Annotated in this window: 14 protein-coding genes; 7 read left to right on the top strand and 7 right to left on the bottom strand. The window is 63.3% G+C overall.

The features are described 5' to 3' along the window. Positions 1 to 15 precede the first annotated feature (15 nt). Complete coding sequence (locus tag V8J82_RS02525) at positions 16 to 1,308, top strand: cytochrome-c peroxidase (protein ID WP_339971818.1); 1,293 nt, start codon at positions 16 to 18, stop codon at positions 1,306 to 1,308. Here V8J82_RS02525 and V8J82_RS02520 read toward each other — a convergent pair. Together V8J82_RS02520 and V8J82_RS02515 are read right to left on the bottom strand one after the other, a co-directional pair. Continuing rightward, positions 1,305 to 2,810: a CRTAC1 family protein gene (locus tag V8J82_RS02520; protein ID WP_339971816.1), complete on the bottom strand. Its 1,506-nt coding sequence runs from the start codon at positions 2,808 to 2,810 to the stop codon at positions 1,305 to 1,307. The two genes, V8J82_RS02525 and V8J82_RS02520, sit on opposite strands and share 4 nt — an antisense overlap. Then, on the bottom strand, positions 2,800 to 4,041 hold the full coding sequence (locus V8J82_RS02515) for an ROK family protein (RefSeq protein WP_339971814.1): 1,242 nt from the start codon (positions 4,039 to 4,041) through the stop codon (positions 2,800 to 2,802). The genes V8J82_RS02520 and V8J82_RS02515 overlap by 11 nt, the downstream gene beginning before the upstream one ends. A 160-nt stretch (positions 4,042 to 4,201) precedes the next feature. Between V8J82_RS02515 and xylF the strand changes: the two genes are divergently transcribed. The 3 genes from xylF (at position 4,202) to V8J82_RS02500 (ending at position 7,432) form a co-directional block, all read left to right on the top strand. After that, complete coding sequence (gene xylF / locus V8J82_RS02510) at positions 4,202 to 5,230, top strand: D-xylose ABC transporter substrate-binding protein (protein WP_339971812.1); 1,029 nt, start codon at positions 4,202 to 4,204, stop codon at positions 5,228 to 5,230. A 149-nt stretch (positions 5,231 to 5,379) separates the two neighbouring features. Beyond that, complete coding sequence (locus tag V8J82_RS02505) at positions 5,380 to 6,675, top strand: sugar ABC transporter permease (RefSeq protein WP_339971810.1); 1,296 nt, start codon at positions 5,380 to 5,382, stop codon at positions 6,673 to 6,675. Between the two features lies 1 nt (position 6,676). Continuing rightward, entirely contained in the window at positions 6,677 to 7,432 is a 756-nt protein-coding gene (locus V8J82_RS02500; protein WP_339971807.1) for an ATP-binding cassette domain-containing protein, read from the top strand. On the opposite strand, the gene V8J82_RS02495 is transcribed toward V8J82_RS02500, so the two are convergent. The 5 genes from V8J82_RS02495 to V8J82_RS02475 form a co-directional block, all read right to left on the bottom strand. Then, positions 7,429 to 8,388, bottom strand: coding sequence for a hypothetical protein (locus V8J82_RS02495; RefSeq protein ID WP_339971805.1), 960 nt, complete (start codon positions 8,386 to 8,388; stop codon positions 7,429 to 7,431). The two genes, V8J82_RS02500 and V8J82_RS02495, sit on opposite strands and share 4 nt — an antisense overlap. Further along, on the bottom strand, positions 8,385 to 9,695 hold the full coding sequence (locus tag V8J82_RS02490) for a TRAP transporter large permease (RefSeq protein WP_339971803.1): 1,311 nt from the start codon (positions 9,693 to 9,695) through the stop codon (positions 8,385 to 8,387). Before V8J82_RS02490 ends, V8J82_RS02495 begins: the two co-directional genes overlap by 4 nt. A gap of 6 nt (positions 9,696 to 9,701) precedes the next feature. After that, positions 9,702 to 10,226 carry a TRAP transporter small permease gene (locus V8J82_RS02485; RefSeq protein WP_339971800.1) on the bottom strand — a complete coding sequence of 175 codons (525 nt, stop codon included), beginning with the start codon at positions 10,224 to 10,226 and terminating at the stop codon, positions 9,702 to 9,704. Positions 10,227 to 10,293: 67 nt separating this feature from the next. Next, entirely contained in the window at positions 10,294 to 11,277 is a 984-nt protein-coding gene (locus V8J82_RS02480; RefSeq protein WP_339971798.1) for a TRAP transporter substrate-binding protein, read from the bottom strand. A 38-nt stretch (positions 11,278 to 11,315) separates the two neighbouring features. After that, the gene (locus V8J82_RS02475) at positions 11,316 to 12,572 is read right to left on the bottom strand and encodes an NAD(P)/FAD-dependent oxidoreductase (RefSeq protein WP_339971796.1); all 1,257 of its coding nucleotides are present in this window, start codon (positions 12,570 to 12,572) and stop codon (positions 11,316 to 11,318) included. Between the two features lie 121 nt (positions 12,573 to 12,693). Between V8J82_RS02475 and V8J82_RS02470 the strand changes: the two genes are divergently transcribed. From V8J82_RS02470 to V8J82_RS02460, 3 genes are all read left to right on the top strand, one after another. Further along, a complete protein-coding gene (locus V8J82_RS02470; protein ID WP_339971794.1) occupies positions 12,694 to 13,209 on the top strand; it encodes a winged helix DNA-binding protein in 516 nt (171 codons plus the stop codon). 10 nt (positions 13,210 to 13,219) lie between these two features. Further along, on the top strand, positions 13,220 to 13,936 hold the full coding sequence (locus tag V8J82_RS02465) for an aspartate/glutamate racemase family protein (protein ID WP_339971792.1): 717 nt from the start codon (positions 13,220 to 13,222) through the stop codon (positions 13,934 to 13,936). A gap of 169 nt (positions 13,937 to 14,105) precedes the next feature. After that, entirely contained in the window at positions 14,106 to 15,026 is a 921-nt protein-coding gene (locus V8J82_RS02460) for an ABC transporter substrate-binding protein (protein WP_339971790.1), read from the top strand. The last annotated feature ends 1 nt before the right edge of the window (position 15,027 follow it).

Here is a 15,027-nt window from a genome sequence, read left to right as displayed (position 1 = left end):
CCCATGGCGCGGGGGATGGTGCATATATTGTTGGGTCTGGCCGCCGTGCCCGCCCTGGCCGAACCCGATTTCCCCCCGGCGGAGTTTCCCGACCTCAACCGTGATGCCGTCGTGTTGGGCCAGCAATTGTTCTACGACTCGATCCTATCGGGCAGTCAGACAGTTGCCTGCGCCACCTGCCATCACCCCCGTTTCGGCACCGGCGACGGCCTGTCGCTGGGGCTGGGCGATGGCGGTGTCGGCTTGGGGCCGGATCGCGTCATCGATGCCGACAATCGTCCCGAACAGCGCATCCCGCGCAATGCGCCGGGCCTGTTCAATCTCGGTGCCAGCGAATTCACCGTGATGTTCCACGATGGCCGGTTAGAGGCCGATGAAAGCCGCCCCAACGGCATCCGCACACCCTTGGGCGATGCGATGGCCGAAGGCTTTGCCTCGATCCTGTCGGCGCAATCGATGTTCCCGGTGCTGTCACCCGATGAGATGGCGGGGCATTATTCGGAAAACGACGTCGCCCAAGCCGTGCGTCTGGGCCATCTGTCATTGCCCGGCGGGGCGTGGGATACGATTGCCGCGCGGGTCGAGGCAGTGCCCGGCTATCGCGCGCAATTCGACGTGCTGATCGGCGCGGACCAGCCCGTGACCTTCACCGCCATTTCCGATGCGCTGGCGGAGTTCATGATTTTCGAATGGCGCGCCGATGACAGCCTGTTTGATCGCTATCTGGCGGGCACCGGAACGCTTGGCGATGCGGAATTACGCGGGATGGAACTGTTTTACGGGGAGGCTGACTGCGCCGCGTGCCATGCGGGCCTGTTCCAGACCGATCACGATTTCCACGCCATCGCCATGCCGCAGCTCGGCCCTGGCAAGGCCGCCCGGTTCGAGGATCACGCTCTGGATGAGGGCCGTATGCGGGTCACCGGGGATCCGGCGGATGCCTATGCATTCCGCACGCCGTCCCTGCGCAATATCACCGAGACCGCACCCTATGGCCATTCCGGCGCCTATGCGACGCTTCAAGCGGTGATCGAACACCACCTCGACCCGGTCGGCGCCCTTTACGCCTATGACCGCGCGCAGGTGGTATTGCCGGATCTGCCGGGGGCGCAGGATTGGCGGATCATGGACGACCCGGACGCTCTGGCGGCGATTGCCGAGGCCAATGAGCTTGCGCCGATGTCGCTGTCGCCCGCCGATATCCAGGATTTGATCACGTTTCTCGGTGCCCTGACCGACGAGAGCTCGATTTCAGGGCGGCTCGGCATTCCCGAAACGGTGCCGAGCGGCTTGCCCGTCGCCGATTAACGCGTCAGCGTCACGGTCTGATCCGCCGCAATCCCCGGCCAATCCGACACCGCACCCTCGGGCCAGATGACGCGGATATCCACCATCTCTGCTGCGCCGATCCCAAAATGCAGTGGCCCGGCAACCCCGCCCGCATGGCCACCACCCACGGTGATCTCTTGCACCCAAAGCGCATCGCCTGCACGCAATTCCACATGGGCGCCGATGGCAAAGCGGTTCGGTCCCTCTTGCAGCGGCAGAACGGCCAGCCAATGGCCGATATCCGGCGTCACGTTCTGGAACAGCTCCATCTCCGCGCCGCGATTGACCACCGCGATGTCAAGCCGCCCGTCGGCGTTTAGATCGACCAGCGCGCCGCCGCGCCCACGATGCAGCGAGGCGATCCCGGCCTCCAACCCCGCTTCGGTGAACACGCCCTCGGCGCCACCCATCAGCAGGTTGTTGGGATCGTCCATCGCGCTGCCCGGCATCTGCTCGACATTGCCCTTGGTCACAAACAGATCCGACCAGCCATCATTATCCACATCGCCGAAGGCCGCGTGCCACCCGGTGGAGGGTCGCCCATCACCGCCGGTATAGGGGCGATGCGCCGTGGCGCCCTGTTCATAGCGCGCATCGACGTAACTTGGCCCATCCCCTTCGCGGATCTGCAACCGCTGATCGCCCATCGAGGTCAGGTAGACCTCCGCCAAACCGTCTCGGTCCAGATCGCGGCTGGCAATGCCCATGCCCCAAAGCTGGTGCGAGGCCCAGCCATCCTCAGGCCCGTAGAGCCTTGGCGTGTCTTCCATCGCCCAAAGCTGCTCTTCTCCGCCGCGCACATAGTAATGACGGTCGTTCGACACACGCAGATCGGGCCGCCCGGTGCGGGCCCAGTCGGTGAACAGCATCGACAGGGCGCAAAATCCAGGCTCCAGCGCCAATGGCGCGGCGTAGGCGTCGCCTTCCGGGCGGTAGAGCCGATTGGCATCGCAGGTGCCGAACGGCCCCTCGGGATCGGCGCGGTCGACGTAATTGCCGATGGCCAGCGTCGGTAGCTCGGCGCCCGCCTCCCAGGTGGCCGAAAACGCGGTGCTCCACGCCTCGCCCGATTGAAACCCGATCTCCATCGGCGCGAAACGGCAATCGCCCGTACCGCGCAGCAACAGGTTGTCACCTACCCGCAGCACCGCCAGATCCAGGACCCCATCGCTGTCGATATCCAACGGATAGGCGCCAATCACGCCTGTGATCTCTAAACCCGAGCTTTCGGTGCGGGCAAAGGTCAGGTCGCCCCCGGGCTCCGATCCATTCAGGAACAATTGTCCCGGATTGCTCCCGCCCGCCGCGTATAGCTCGGGTAACCCATCGCCGGAACAATCGAAGGCCGCCAACCCGCCGCCCACAAAATGCTCCCACCCACCGGTATAGATATGAGAGGGCAGGGGGCGCGGTTCAAAAGCCGGTTGCGCCGTTGCAGGCAAGGCGGCCAGCAGCGCAACCGCGATCGCGCTACGCCGCATGGTTGGCGGCCAATTCGCGGATCTTGCGGGCCGACACGGCCTCCATCGCATAGGCTGCCGCCCCTTTGGCCCACATCAGATCGCCCCATTTATGAACGCGGATTTCCGGCAAAGGCGCGTCAACCTGCACCACAGATCCGCGGACCTTTTCCATGACCGCCTCATCATAGAGGAAGTTGTAGCTCATCTGTTCGCCCGACAAGATGATCAATTCGGGGTCGAAGAAATTGATGATATTCGCCAGACCCATCGCGAACATCCGCCCCGCACGGTCGAAGATGGACTTGGTGGTTGGATCTCCGGCCTTCACACGGGTCATCAATGTCGGCAGATCGGTGATCACCCCGGTTGGGCTGTGGATCGAGGCCTCCCGCAGCAAGGCATAATCGCCGACATAGGCCTCCAGACAGCCGCGCTGCCCGCAGCGGCACAGCGCGCCGTCCAACTGCACCTTGGTATGCCCGAACTCGGCGCCGCAGCCCCGTTCGCCGCGGTAGATCTGATGATCGATCACGATCCCCATCCCGACGCCCTGCTCGATTGTGACGACGATGAAATCCGAGGTCCCCTTCACATCCCCGAAAAGCTGTTCCGCCTTGGCCACCAGATTGGCATCATTGTCGAGGAAGAACGGAAACGGCATCGCCGCATCCAGGATCTCGCCAAGTTCCACATTGCGGCGATCCAAGTTCGGCGACCAATAAACAAAGTTGCGCGTGGCATCGATCAGACCCGCCAGGCCCAAACCCACACCCGCAATGTCCGATAGATCGCGCCCGGCTTTCTGACAGGCGGTCTGCAACACCTCGCGGATGAGGGCGACCATCGCGTCAGGCGCCACCGGAAGCGGCTCAATTGGATGGCTGTGGTCGCAAATCGAGCGTCCTTCGAAATCCACCAGCAGGACCGTCACCTGACGATCAGCCACCTTGATGCCCGCAATCAGATACGCGTCGCCGCGCACCTTCAGCGCGACACGGGGCCGTCCGCGTTTGGCGCCGCTCGGGCTGGGCTCGCCGTCGGGCGCCACCTCCGAGATCAGGCCAGCGCTCAACAGTTCAGAGGTGATGGCCGTCACCGTCGCGGGGCTGACCTGGGTTTCACGGGCAATGTCGATCCGCGCGATTCGTCCAGCCTGCCGGATCGCATCGAAAACCTGCTGCCGACCGCTTTCGCGCTGGTCCTGACCGTGGTGTGATTTCTTCGATTGCGGCACAGCATCCCCCTTCACGCTTATATTATTTCAGCATAAAAAATAATTTTTCAAGCGGGTTGGCGGGCAGCAGACACTTTTCCATCGAATTAATTTGATATCCAAAAAAAAGCTGATAAGCTCCGCATCGCAGCCGCCAAAACAGGGACGCGGCGGCATTGAATTTAGGGAGGAAAGAATGAAAGTTCTTAACGTACTTGCGGCCGGTACGCTGGCGGCAACCATGTCAACGGCAGCGTTGGCACAAGATATCACAGTGGGCGTAAGCTGGTCGAACTTCCAGGAAGAGCGGTGGCAGACCGACGAAGCGGCCATTGTTGCGGCGCTGGAAGCGGCAGGTGCCGGTTACCTGTCGGCCGATGCGCAATCCTCGTCGGCGCGGCAATTGTCGGATGTGGAAAGCCTGATCGCCCAGGGCGTCGATGCGCTGATCATTCTGGCGCAGGATGCCGCCGCGATTGGCCCGGCCGTGCAGCTTGCCGCCGATGAAGGCATCCCGGTCGTGGCCTACGATCGCCTGATCGAAGATGACCGCGCCTTCTACCTGACCTTCGACAATGTCGAGGTGGGCCGGATGCAGGCCCGCGCCGTGTTCGAGGCGCAGCCTGAAGGCAACTACGTCATGATCATGGGCTCGCCCACCGACCCGAACGCGGACTTCCTGCGTGGCGGCCAGGACGAGATCCTGGCAGAGGCCGTTGAAAGCGGCGCGATCACCATTGTGGGCGAGGCCTATACCGATGGTTGGCTGCCCGCCAATGCGCAGCGCAACATGGAACAGATCCTGACCGCCGCCGACAACGAAGTCGACGCTGTCGTGGCCTCCAATGACGGCACGGCCGGTGGCGTTGTCGCCGCGCTGACGGCCCAGGGGATGGACGGCATTCCGGTGTCGGGTCAGGACGGCGACCATGCCGCGCTGAACCGCGTCGCGCTGGGCACACAGACCGTGTCCGTCTGGAAAGACGCTCGCGATCTGGGCACCGCCGCTGCGGAAATCGCCGTGGCTCTGGCCGGTGGCACGGCCATGGCGGATGTCGATGGCGCCCAGGAATGGACGTCTCCGGGTGGCACCACCATGACCTCGATGTTCCTTGAGCCGGTGCCCGTGACCGCCGAGAACCTGTCGGTTGTCGTCGATGCCGGTTGGATCGAGCTGGACGCGCTCTGCCAGGGCGTCACCGACGGCCCCGCACCCTGCAACTGATCTGAAGATGCCACTCCGCTTGGCATAACATCACTCACGATCCGACGCGCCCCGCCACCAACGCGGTTTGCGGGGCGCGTCCCACCCAACACCCCCCTGAAATTCAGAACAGTTTGCTGTATCCTGTTGCCCATTCGCTGGAGCCGGACATGACCGACACCACCACTCAGCCGTTGCCATCACAGCGCAAGACCCTCTTCCAGCAGATGGAATTGGACATGCGCATGTTGGGCATGATCGGCGCCTTCATCTTGCTGTGCATCGGCTTCGATTTCCTGACCGATGGGCGTTTTCTGACGCCGCGCAACATCTTCAATCTGACGATCCAGACCGTCTCGGTCGCCATCATGGCCTGCGGTATGGTGTTTGTGATTGTGAACCGCCATATCGACCTGTCCGTGGGGGCGCTGTTGGCGACCTGTTCGGCAATCATGGCGATGACCCAGACCGAGATCCTGCCCGAATTGCTGGGCCTTGGCCTGAACCATCCCGCGACCGGCCCGATCACCATCGTCGTTGGCCTTGTTGCAGGCATCACCATCGGCGCGTTCCACGGCTGGTTGATCGGTTATCTGACGATCCCGGCCTTTATCGTGACGCTCGGCGGCTTTCTCGTCTGGCGAAACGTGGCCTGGTTCCTGACCAATGGCCAAACGATTGGCCCACTGGATTCCACCTTCCTGACCTTCGGGGGCACCAACGGCACGCTTGGGCCGACTTTGTCCTGGATCGTCGGTATCGTCTTGGCGGCGGCTGCGGTGATGGCGATGTGGAAATCGCGCCAATCCAAGGCCAGCCATGGCTTCACCGTCAAACCCGTCTGGGCCGAGGTAACGCTGTCGCTGATCACGGTGGGCGCGGTGCTGGGTTTCATCGCGGTCCTGAACTCCTACATGATCCCGGAACGCCGCCTGGCGCGGATGTTTGAAGCGCGCGGCGAGGTGATGCCCGAGGGCTTCACACAAGCCTATGGCCTGCCGCTCTCGGTCTTCGTCCTGATTGCCGTCGCCATCGTCCTGACCATCGTGGCCAAGCGCACGCGGCTCGGCCGCTACATCTTCGCCACCGGCGGAAACCCCGATGCGGCGGAATTGTCGGGGATCAACACGCGCCTTCTGACCGTGAAGATCTTTGCCATCATGGGCGCGCTCTGTGCCTTGTCGGCGGTCGTCGCCTCGGCCCGTCTGGCCAACCACACCAACGATATCGGCACGCTGGATGAGCTTCGCGTGATCGCCGCCGCGGTGATCGGCGGCACGGCCTTGTCGGGCGGGGCGGGCACAATCTACGGCGCTATCCTGGGCGCGCTGATCATGCAAAGCCTGCAATCGGGTATGGCCATGGTCGGCATGCCGACGCCCTATCAGAACATCGTCGTTGGCGCGGTGCTGGTTCTGGCCGTTCTGATCGACATCACCTATCGCCGCCGCATTGGGGAGCGCTGAGATGACCGACACACCACTCGTGGAAATGCGCAACATGTCGATCTCCTTCGGTGGGATCCACGCCGTCGACGATGTGTCGGTGGATCTCTATCCCGGCGAGGTCGTGGGTCTGCTGGGCCATAACGGCGCGGGGAAATCCACCCTGATCAAGATGTTGTCGGGGGCCTATGCGCCCGATAGCGGCGAGATCCGGATCAACGGCAAGCCCGTCACCATCACCAATCCCCGCGATGCGCGCGAGCATAATATCGAGACGATCTACCAGACCCTCGCGCTGGCCGATAACCTCGACGCGGCCTCGAACCTGTTTCTGGGGCGCGAATTGGTGACGCCCCTGGGCCTGGTCGATGACAGCGCGATGGAGGCCGAGACCCGCAAGATCATGGGGCGCCTGAATCCGAATTTCCAGAAGTTCAACGCGCCCGTCTCGGCGCTGTCGGGCGGTCAGCGGCAATCGGTGGCGATTGCGCGTGCGGTTTACTTCAATGCCCGCATCCTGATCATGGATGAGCCGACCGCGGCCCTGGGCCCGCATGAGACCCAGATGGTCTCGGAGCTGATCCAGCAGCTCAAGGCCGAGGGGATCGGGATCTTCCTGATCGACCACGATGTGCACCAGGTCATGAACCTGTGTGACCGCGCCAGCGTGATGAAAAACGGCAAGCTGGTCGGCACGGTGAATGTCGATGATGTGACCGATGACGATCTGCTCAGCATGATCATCCTGGGCAAGAACCCCGGCGAGGCCGCGGCCTAGCCCACTCGCGGTGGGTCCGGCGCCTTCGGGCGGTAGAGCCACCGCATAAACAGGGGCGTCAGATACATCGGCAATTGGTAGCAGCCGATGAAGGGCAAAAGCGGGTCCACGATCTCTGGCGGTAGGGCCAGCAGGTACAGCGCCACATTGCGGTTGCCCGAGATCAGGCTGACTGCCGCGTGCCGCTCCGACGGGACGCGGCGCGACAGGGCGGAATAGGCCACGATCTGCAGCCCGAAATTCGCCCCGAAGACCAGCGCCAGCCACCCGAGCAGGGCCAGGGGCGCGCTTTCCATCACCGGTGCGATCCCCGCCATCAGGCCTACCACGATCACCCCCAAGGCGACCACGCCCAGCCCATCCAGCCGCATCACCTGTGCGGGCGTCGGGTTCGGCAGGAACAGCGCCCGCGCCGCACAGCCTAGACCCGTGGCCCCCAGGATCACCGCCGTCAGGCGCAAGCTGGTCCACAGGATCGTGCCGACCTCTCCCAAAGCCGGGCCCAGCAACAGCAAAACGGGCAGGGCGGTCGCTGGGAACAAAGCCGTGCCCAGGACCAGGATTTGCAGCGCCGGGGCGGGCGCATGGCCCAGCAGAACCGCGAAATTCGCACTGCCGCTGATGGCGGGTGCGCAAAGCATCAGCACAATCGCCAATCCGCCAAGTGTGCCCTGCAAGCCCAACAGGCTGATCGCGCCCAGCCCGACCAACGGCAAGGCCAGTTGCAGCGCCAAAACCTCGCCCAGCACACGCGGCCCCGCTGCGATCTGCCCGACCGAGGCGCGATAGCCGATCCGAAACGCGGTAATGCCCAACAGGCAGGCCACCATTTGCGGCAGGTAAGGGCGCATGGCCTGGGCAAGGGTTGGGAAGGCCAGCCCAATGACCAGCCCCACAACCAATCCCCAACGGCCATGCCGGGCGCAGAACTCCAACGCCCGGGCCAGGACCCTCATCGCGGGGCGGCGCGCATGGTCTCGGGCAGCCACATCGCCAGATCCGGCACCCAGATCAGCACAAAGCACATCAGAACCATGATCCCGAACATCGGCAGCGCGGCCTTGGCGATATAGCCCATCTCATGGCCCGTCATGCCTTGCAGCACAAATAGGTTGAACCCGATCGGCGGTGTGATCTGCGCCATCTCGACCGCGACGATCACGAAGATGCCGAACCAGATCAGGTCGATTCCGGCCTCCACCACCATCGGCTCGACCACGGCCATGGTCAGCACCACCGACGAAATCCCATCCAGGAACATGCCCAGGATGATGTAGAAGACCAGCAACATCATCAAAAGCTGGAACCGCGTCAGCTCCATCGCGCCGATCCCATCGGCCAGGGCGCGGGGCAGGCCTGTAAAGCCCATCGACAGTTTCAAGAAGGCCGCGCCCGCCAGGATCAGCATGATCATCGCGCTGGTCCGTGTGGCGCCCATCAGGCTTTCGCGAAACGAGCCCCAATTGAGCGAGCCCTGGGCCGCCGCCAGAACCAAAGCGCCGATCACGCCAATTGCCGCGGCCTCGGTCGCCGTGGCGGTGCCCGTATACATCGACCCGATCACCACCAGGATCAGCAGCATGACCGGGATCAGAAAGACCGAGTTTCGCAGCTTTTCGCCAAAGCCCATCACCCGCTCGACCGTGGGCGCCCACCCTTTCGACAGGATCGAGTAGGCCGCCACATAGCCCATGAACATCATGGCCAAGACCAGGCCGGGAAAGACGCCCGCAAAGAACAACTCGGTGATCGATTGGTTGACCGCGACTCCATAGACGATCAGTGCGAGCGAGGGCGGGATCATCAGGCCAAGCGTCGCCGCGCCTGCCAGCGTGCCGATGACGATATGTTCAGGATATTTGCGTTGCCGCAGTTCCGGGATCGACATCTTGCCCACCGTGGTCAGTGTCGCAGCGCTCGACCCCGAGACCGCCGCGAAGACCGTGCAGCCCACGATGTTGGTATGCACCAATCCACCCGGCAGGCGCGCCAGCCAGGGCGACAGCCCGCGGAACATGTCCTCGGACAGGCGGGTGCGGTACAGGATCTCGCCCATCCAGATGAACAGGGGCAGCGCGGTCAGTGTCCAGCTCGACGATGTGGCCCAGATCGTCGTGACCATCGTATCGCCGACGGGCCGCGTGGTGAACAATTCCATCCCCACATAGGCCACACCCATCAGCGCGATGCCGACCCAAACACCGGTGCCCAGCAGCAGGAACAGAACAAATAGAAACAGGATAATCGCGTAAAGCTCGGTCATGGCTGGCTACTCCCCAAAGCTTTGGTCGACCACGGAACTGCCCATGCGGTGCGTCCCTTTCATCAAGACGGCGGCCAGATTGTCGAGAAAGGCGATCAGCAGAATGCCCGCGCCGATCACCATCACCGCTTGCGGGATCCACAATGGCGTGGCGTCTTGGGCTTGGCTGACCTCGTTGAATTTCCACGACCAGAACACGAACCAATAGGCGTAGTAGACGAAGTAGGCCGCGATGGCGCTAGCCATGGCGAAACACCAGATCTCAAGCACCCATTTGACCCTGTCCGGGACCGCTTTCAGCAGGATCGACACGCGGATATGCGCGCCATTGTTCAGCGCGCTGGCGAAGGCCAGGAACGATGCGGCGGCCATGGCATAGCCCGCATAATTGGGCGCGCCGGGAAAGACCTCTCCGGTCCAGCGCGCCACCATCTGGATCACGATCAGGAACAGGATGGCGATCAGGCACAGCGCGGCGGCAACGCCCGCGGCTTTGTAGAGCCCATCAAGGGCGGATCGGATCACGGGCATCGCGCGGACCTTTTTGGGGGGAAATAGATATGCGACGGGGGCGCCATGATGCGCCCCCGAGGCCGGGCTACTCGGCGGCGGTTTGGGCCGCGCGGAACGCATCGACGATGGCTTGGCCCTCTTCACCGGCCGCTTCCAGCCATTCAGCGGTCATCGTTTCACCGATCCCGCGCAGCTCATCCATCAGGGCGTCGCCCGCGGGTCCGACGGTCATGCCGCCTTCGGCCAGGCCCGCCAGGGTGAAGCCGGTATATTCCCGCGCGCGCCATGTGCCCGCATATTCCGCCATCGCGGCGCAGGCATTGACGACGTTCTGATTGGCCTCGGATGTGGCCTCCCAGACATCGGCATTCACCATGATGTAATTGCGCGGCAGCCAGGCATCGACCGAGTAGAAATGACTCAGGCTTTCCCAAACGCGGCGGTCGTAACCCGTGGCGCCCGACGACACCATGGACGAGGCCACACCGGTTGCGAAGGCTTGGCTGATCTCGGCGGCTTCGATCGTGACGGGCAGCATGCCCGTCAATTCGGCCAGGCGCGCCGTGGCGTTGTTGTACGACCGGAAGCGGATGCCTTCCATATCGGCGACCGAGTTGACCTCCTGGTTGAAGTAAAGGCCCTGGGGCGGCCATGGCACGGAATAGAGCAGGTGCAGGTTCTGGCCCGCGAGCAGTTCGGAAATTGCGGGCTCTGCGGCCTCCCACAGCATGTCGTGTTCATCGAATGACCCCACAAGGAAGGGGATCGAGTCAAAGCCGAACAGCGCGTCCTCATTCTGGTGGCCCGACAGCAGCCGCTCGCCGATCTGAACCTGACCGGTCTGGATCGCGCGCTTGATATCGGCGCCTGCAAAAAGCGATCCGCCCGGATGGGTCACGATCTCGATCTCGCCGCCGGTACCGGTCGTGACGCATTGCGCGAACTCCGCGCCGGTCACCGAATGGAAGTTCGACCCGGAATAGGCCATCGGCATGTCCCAGGTTTCCGCCGCCGCCGGAAACGCCACCAGCGCCGCCGCGACACAGATTGCTGTATCAATTTTTTTCATGATGTTTCTCCTTCATCGATATTTTTGATAATCCGTGTTCACGCATGCCCTCCGGCGAAGCGGCTCGGCGCATAGGGCGTCATGTCGATATTGGGGGTCTGCCCGGTCATGATCTGTGCCAGAAGGCGCCCCGTTTTGGGGCCGCCGGTCAGACCGATGTGATGGTGGCCGAAGCCCACATAAACGCCGGTCCGGCCGACCTGTCCGATCAGGGGCAAACTGTCGGCGGGGGCAGGGCGGTGACCCTGCCATTCGATCTCATCCTCAGCCGCCAATCCGGGAAAGGCGCGCGTCACCTGGCGCCGCAGCATCGCAAAAGGCGCCTTGGACGGCCCGGCCTCCAACCCGCCAAACTCTACCACACCGGCGCAGCGCAACCCCTCGGCCATCGGCGTGGCGACGAATTTCCCCGCCGCCATCATGATCGGCATCGACGGCCCGCCGGTCGCGCCCTTGAAGACGATGTGATAACCGCGCTCGCTTTCCAGCGGCACCCGCAGACCGAGCCGCCGCATCAGCGGCTTGGACCACACCCCGGTCGCCAGAACGACATTGGCGCAGGGGATCGCGCCCTGGTCGGTTTCCACGGCGCTGACCCTGTCGCCGGTAAAGGTGAAATCACGGACCTCCGCCTGTCGCCATAGGCCACCGAGGCGCTGGAATTCCTCGGCCAGTGCCGCCACATAGCCGCCCGGGTCGCGGATGAACCCATGGTCTTTCATCACCGCCAGGCAGGTCACCTCGGGGCCCAAATTCGGCTCATAGTCCTGAACCGCGTCGCCCTCGATTATCTGGGGGTGAAAGCCTGCCGCCGCGCGCAAGGACCAGGTATAGGCGTCGGCGTCAAAAGCGGCGCGGTTGGCATAGGCGAATGTGTAGTCGCTATCGACCACCCAATCGGCACCGCGGGTGCCGTCGGCCAAAGCGTGGTGCTGATCGGCGCCGTCTTCGACAATCGGTGTCAGATCGCGCGCGATCCGGCGTGTGTCGGCATCGTTGGCATGGCGCAGGTATTTCACCAGCCACGGCATGAGTTTCGGCAGATAGGACCAGCGCAGGAACAGCGGAAAGTCGGGGTTGAGCACCATTCCGGGCGCTTTGCGGATCAGGCCCGGCGCGGTCACTGGCACCATCGAGCAATTCGCCAATACCCCGGCATTGCCGTAGGAGGTACCTTGCCCAGGCGCGGCGCGATCTACCAGCATCACCGGCACCCCCGCCCGCCTGAGCCAGATCGCGGTCGAGACCCCGACGATCCCCGCGCCGATTACAAGCGTCGGAGCAGGGGATGTCATCCCTGATTTCCTTGCTGTCGAATCGCCATACCATCGCCCCCTGTTGGGGTATGCTCGTGCTTCAAATCCAATACGTCAACATTTTGTTGACATTTTGTCGGTGAGCGCCAAACATTTGGGCATGGTGGATCTAGATCTTGGATATGTCGTCTCGTCCGCGCATCTGGCCGATAGCGCTTTTCCGGAATTGTCGGAGTTCGAGTTTGGTTTGACGCTCTGCAATCACGCGTTCCATCGCTGGATGGTCCGCGCGATGGCTCTGGCCGGGCACCCGGATATGTCGCCTTTGGAGGTGTTGGTTCTGCATTCGACGCATCACCGCGGGCGGCCCAAAACGCTGGCCGATATCTGTCTGGTGCTGAACATCGAAGACACCCACACGGTGAACTACGCGATCAAGAAATTGGGCAAGGCGGGGCTCGTCTCGGAAGGGCGGCGCGGCAAGGAAAAGACGGTGATCACCACCGAAGAGGGCGCGCGGATCTGCGCGCGCTACCGCGAGATCCGCAATACATTGTTGCTGGATGCGCTTGGCGAATTGGGGATCGAGGCGGACCAGGTCTCTCGCATCAGCCGCCTGTTGCGGATGATGGCGGGGCAATATGGCCAATCGGCGCGCGCCGCCGCGACCTATTAGGGGCAGCGATATGAACGGCGGCGCCTCGGTCGGGATCCTGATGCTGGACACGCAGTTTCCTAGGATTCCGGGCGATATTGGCAATGCGGCGAGCTTTTCATTCCCGGTGCAGTACCGCATTGTGCCCGGTGCGACGCCGGAGGCCATCGTGCGCCGCGATCCGACTTTGCTGGTGCAGGACTTTATCGCCGCCGGGCGCGACTTGGTGGTAATGGGCTGCGACGGGATCGTGACAACCTGCGGGTTCCTGACCTTGCTGCAGGCCGATTTGGCAAAGGCCTTGGGCGTGCCGGTCGCCACCTCGGCGCTGATGCAGACGCCAATGATCGCCGCGACGTTGCCGCCCGGTCGCCATGTGAGCATTCTGACGATCTCAGCGGATGATCTGAGCCCGGCGCATCTGGCCGCTGCGCAGGTGCCAGAGGGCACGCCCGTCATGGGCTCCGATCCGAACGGTGCCTTTGCCCGCACGATCCTCGGCGATCAGCCACAGCTTGATGTCGAGGCCTGTCGCGCCGATCTGATGGCGGCGGCAGAGCGGCTGATCCAAGCGCATCCGCAAACCGGCGCGGTGCTGCTGGAATGCACCAATATGGTGCCTTATGCCGCCGATATCAGCCGCGCCATTGGGCGGCCCGTCTTCTCCGTTCATACTCTGCTGACTTGGTTTCAGGCCGGTTTGAGACCGCAGCGTTTTGCCGAAGATCCGCCCGATCCGCCGGTCTGATCGCCCGCGCAACGCGCCATGGTGCCAGGCGCGCCAGGGACCAAGACTGCGCAGACCTGTCTTAAAGGGTGGCCAAGGGGGGCGGGATACCGGTACACCTTGAGCCATCGCGGGCCGAACAGGCTCTGACCAGACAAAAGAAAAGAATTCCGACGAGGAGATACCGGATATGACCGCCAAAACCTTGCTTGGCGCCGCCGCCGCGCTGACCGCCCTGACCGCGGGCGCCCAGGCCGAGCCGATCCGCATTGCGATCAACGAATGGACGGGGCAGCACATTTCGGCCCATATCGCGGGCGCGCTGTTCGAAGAACTGGGCCACGAGATCGAGTTCGTGACCGCGGGCGCCGTGCCGCAGATTGCGGCCATGATGGAAGGCGGCATCCACTTCCAGCCCGAATTCTGGACCAACAATACCGGCGATTTCTATGACGATGCCGTCGCAAGCGGCGATATCCTGGTGATCGGTGATCTGGGGCTTGAGCCGCAGGAAGGCTGGATTTATCCGCCCTATATGGAAGAGCTCTGCCCCGGCCTGCCATCCTACGAAGCGCTTTATGATTGCGCGCAGGCCTTCGCTGCCGCCGACACCTTCCCCAATGGCCGTCTGATCACCTATCCCGCCGATTGGGGCACGCGGTCGTCCGATCTGGTGGAATTGCTCGACCTGCCGTTCCGCCCGGTGCCCGGTGGATCGGAGGGTGCGATGCTGGCCGAATTGCAGGGCGCCCTGGCCGCCGAACAGCCGCTGTTGATGATGATGTGGCAGCCCCATTGGGTCTTCGCCGAGGTCGAGATGAACTGGGTGGAATGGGACAGCGCCCATGGTGAATGTGACGAGGCCGACCAGACACGCGGTGAGGCCTGCGGGTTCCAGCAGGCCAGCGTTGCCAAGATCGCGTCGGCCAGTTTCCAGAGCGATTTCGCCGATGCTTATGCGCTGGCGGATCTGATGAATTTGACCAACGACGTGCAGAACGCGCTGATCCTGGAAGTCGACCAGAATGGCCGCGACGTCGAAGAGGTTGTCGCAGAATGGATGGAGGCGAATGCCGACACTTGGCAGCCTTGGGTCACTGCGGTTCAATAAC

Source organism: Gymnodinialimonas mytili, assembly GCF_037544085.1.
GTDB lineage: Bacteria > Pseudomonadota > Alphaproteobacteria > Rhodobacterales > Rhodobacteraceae > Gymnodinialimonas > Gymnodinialimonas mytili.
Note: the sequence above shows the minus strand (reverse complement) of the source record. Positions and strands in the feature narration are given on the sequence as shown.

What these genes read in the sequence shown, in the direction of transcription:
- V8J82_RS02525 (WP_339971818.1), top strand. Translation starts at nt 16, where the DNA reads ATGGTGCATATATTGTTGGGTCTGGCCGCCGTGCCCGCCCTGGCCGAA.
- V8J82_RS02520 (WP_339971816.1), bottom strand. Translation starts at nt 2,810, where the DNA reads ATGCGGCGTAGCGCGATCGCGGTTGCGCTGCTGGCCGCCTTGCCTGCA.
- xylF (WP_339971812.1), top strand. Translation starts at nt 4,202, where the DNA reads ATGAAAGTTCTTAACGTACTTGCGGCCGGTACGCTGGCGGCAACCATG.
- V8J82_RS02505 (WP_339971810.1), top strand. Translation starts at nt 5,380, where the DNA reads ATGACCGACACCACCACTCAGCCGTTGCCATCACAGCGCAAGACCCTC.
- V8J82_RS02500 (WP_339971807.1), top strand. Translation starts at nt 6,677, where the DNA reads ATGACCGACACACCACTCGTGGAAATGCGCAACATGTCGATCTCCTTC.
- V8J82_RS02495 (WP_339971805.1), bottom strand. Translation starts at nt 8,388, where the DNA reads ATGAGGGTCCTGGCCCGGGCGTTGGAGTTCTGCGCCCGGCATGGCCGT.
- V8J82_RS02490 (WP_339971803.1), bottom strand. Translation starts at nt 9,695, where the DNA reads ATGACCGAGCTTTACGCGATTATCCTGTTTCTATTTGTTCTGTTCCTG.
- V8J82_RS02485 (WP_339971800.1), bottom strand. Translation starts at nt 10,226, where the DNA reads ATGCCCGTGATCCGATCCGCCCTTGATGGGCTCTACAAAGCCGCGGGC.
- V8J82_RS02480 (WP_339971798.1), bottom strand. Translation starts at nt 11,277, where the DNA reads ATGAAAAAAATTGATACAGCAATCTGTGTCGCGGCGGCGCTGGTGGCG.
- V8J82_RS02475 (WP_339971796.1), bottom strand. Translation starts at nt 12,572, where the DNA reads ATGACATCCCCTGCTCCGACGCTTGTAATCGGCGCGGGGATCGTCGGG.
- V8J82_RS02470 (WP_339971794.1), top strand. Translation starts at nt 12,694, where the DNA reads ATGGTGGATCTAGATCTTGGATATGTCGTCTCGTCCGCGCATCTGGCC.
- V8J82_RS02465 (WP_339971792.1), top strand. Translation starts at nt 13,220, where the DNA reads ATGAACGGCGGCGCCTCGGTCGGGATCCTGATGCTGGACACGCAGTTT.
- V8J82_RS02460 (WP_339971790.1), top strand. Translation starts at nt 14,106, where the DNA reads ATGACCGCCAAAACCTTGCTTGGCGCCGCCGCCGCGCTGACCGCCCTG.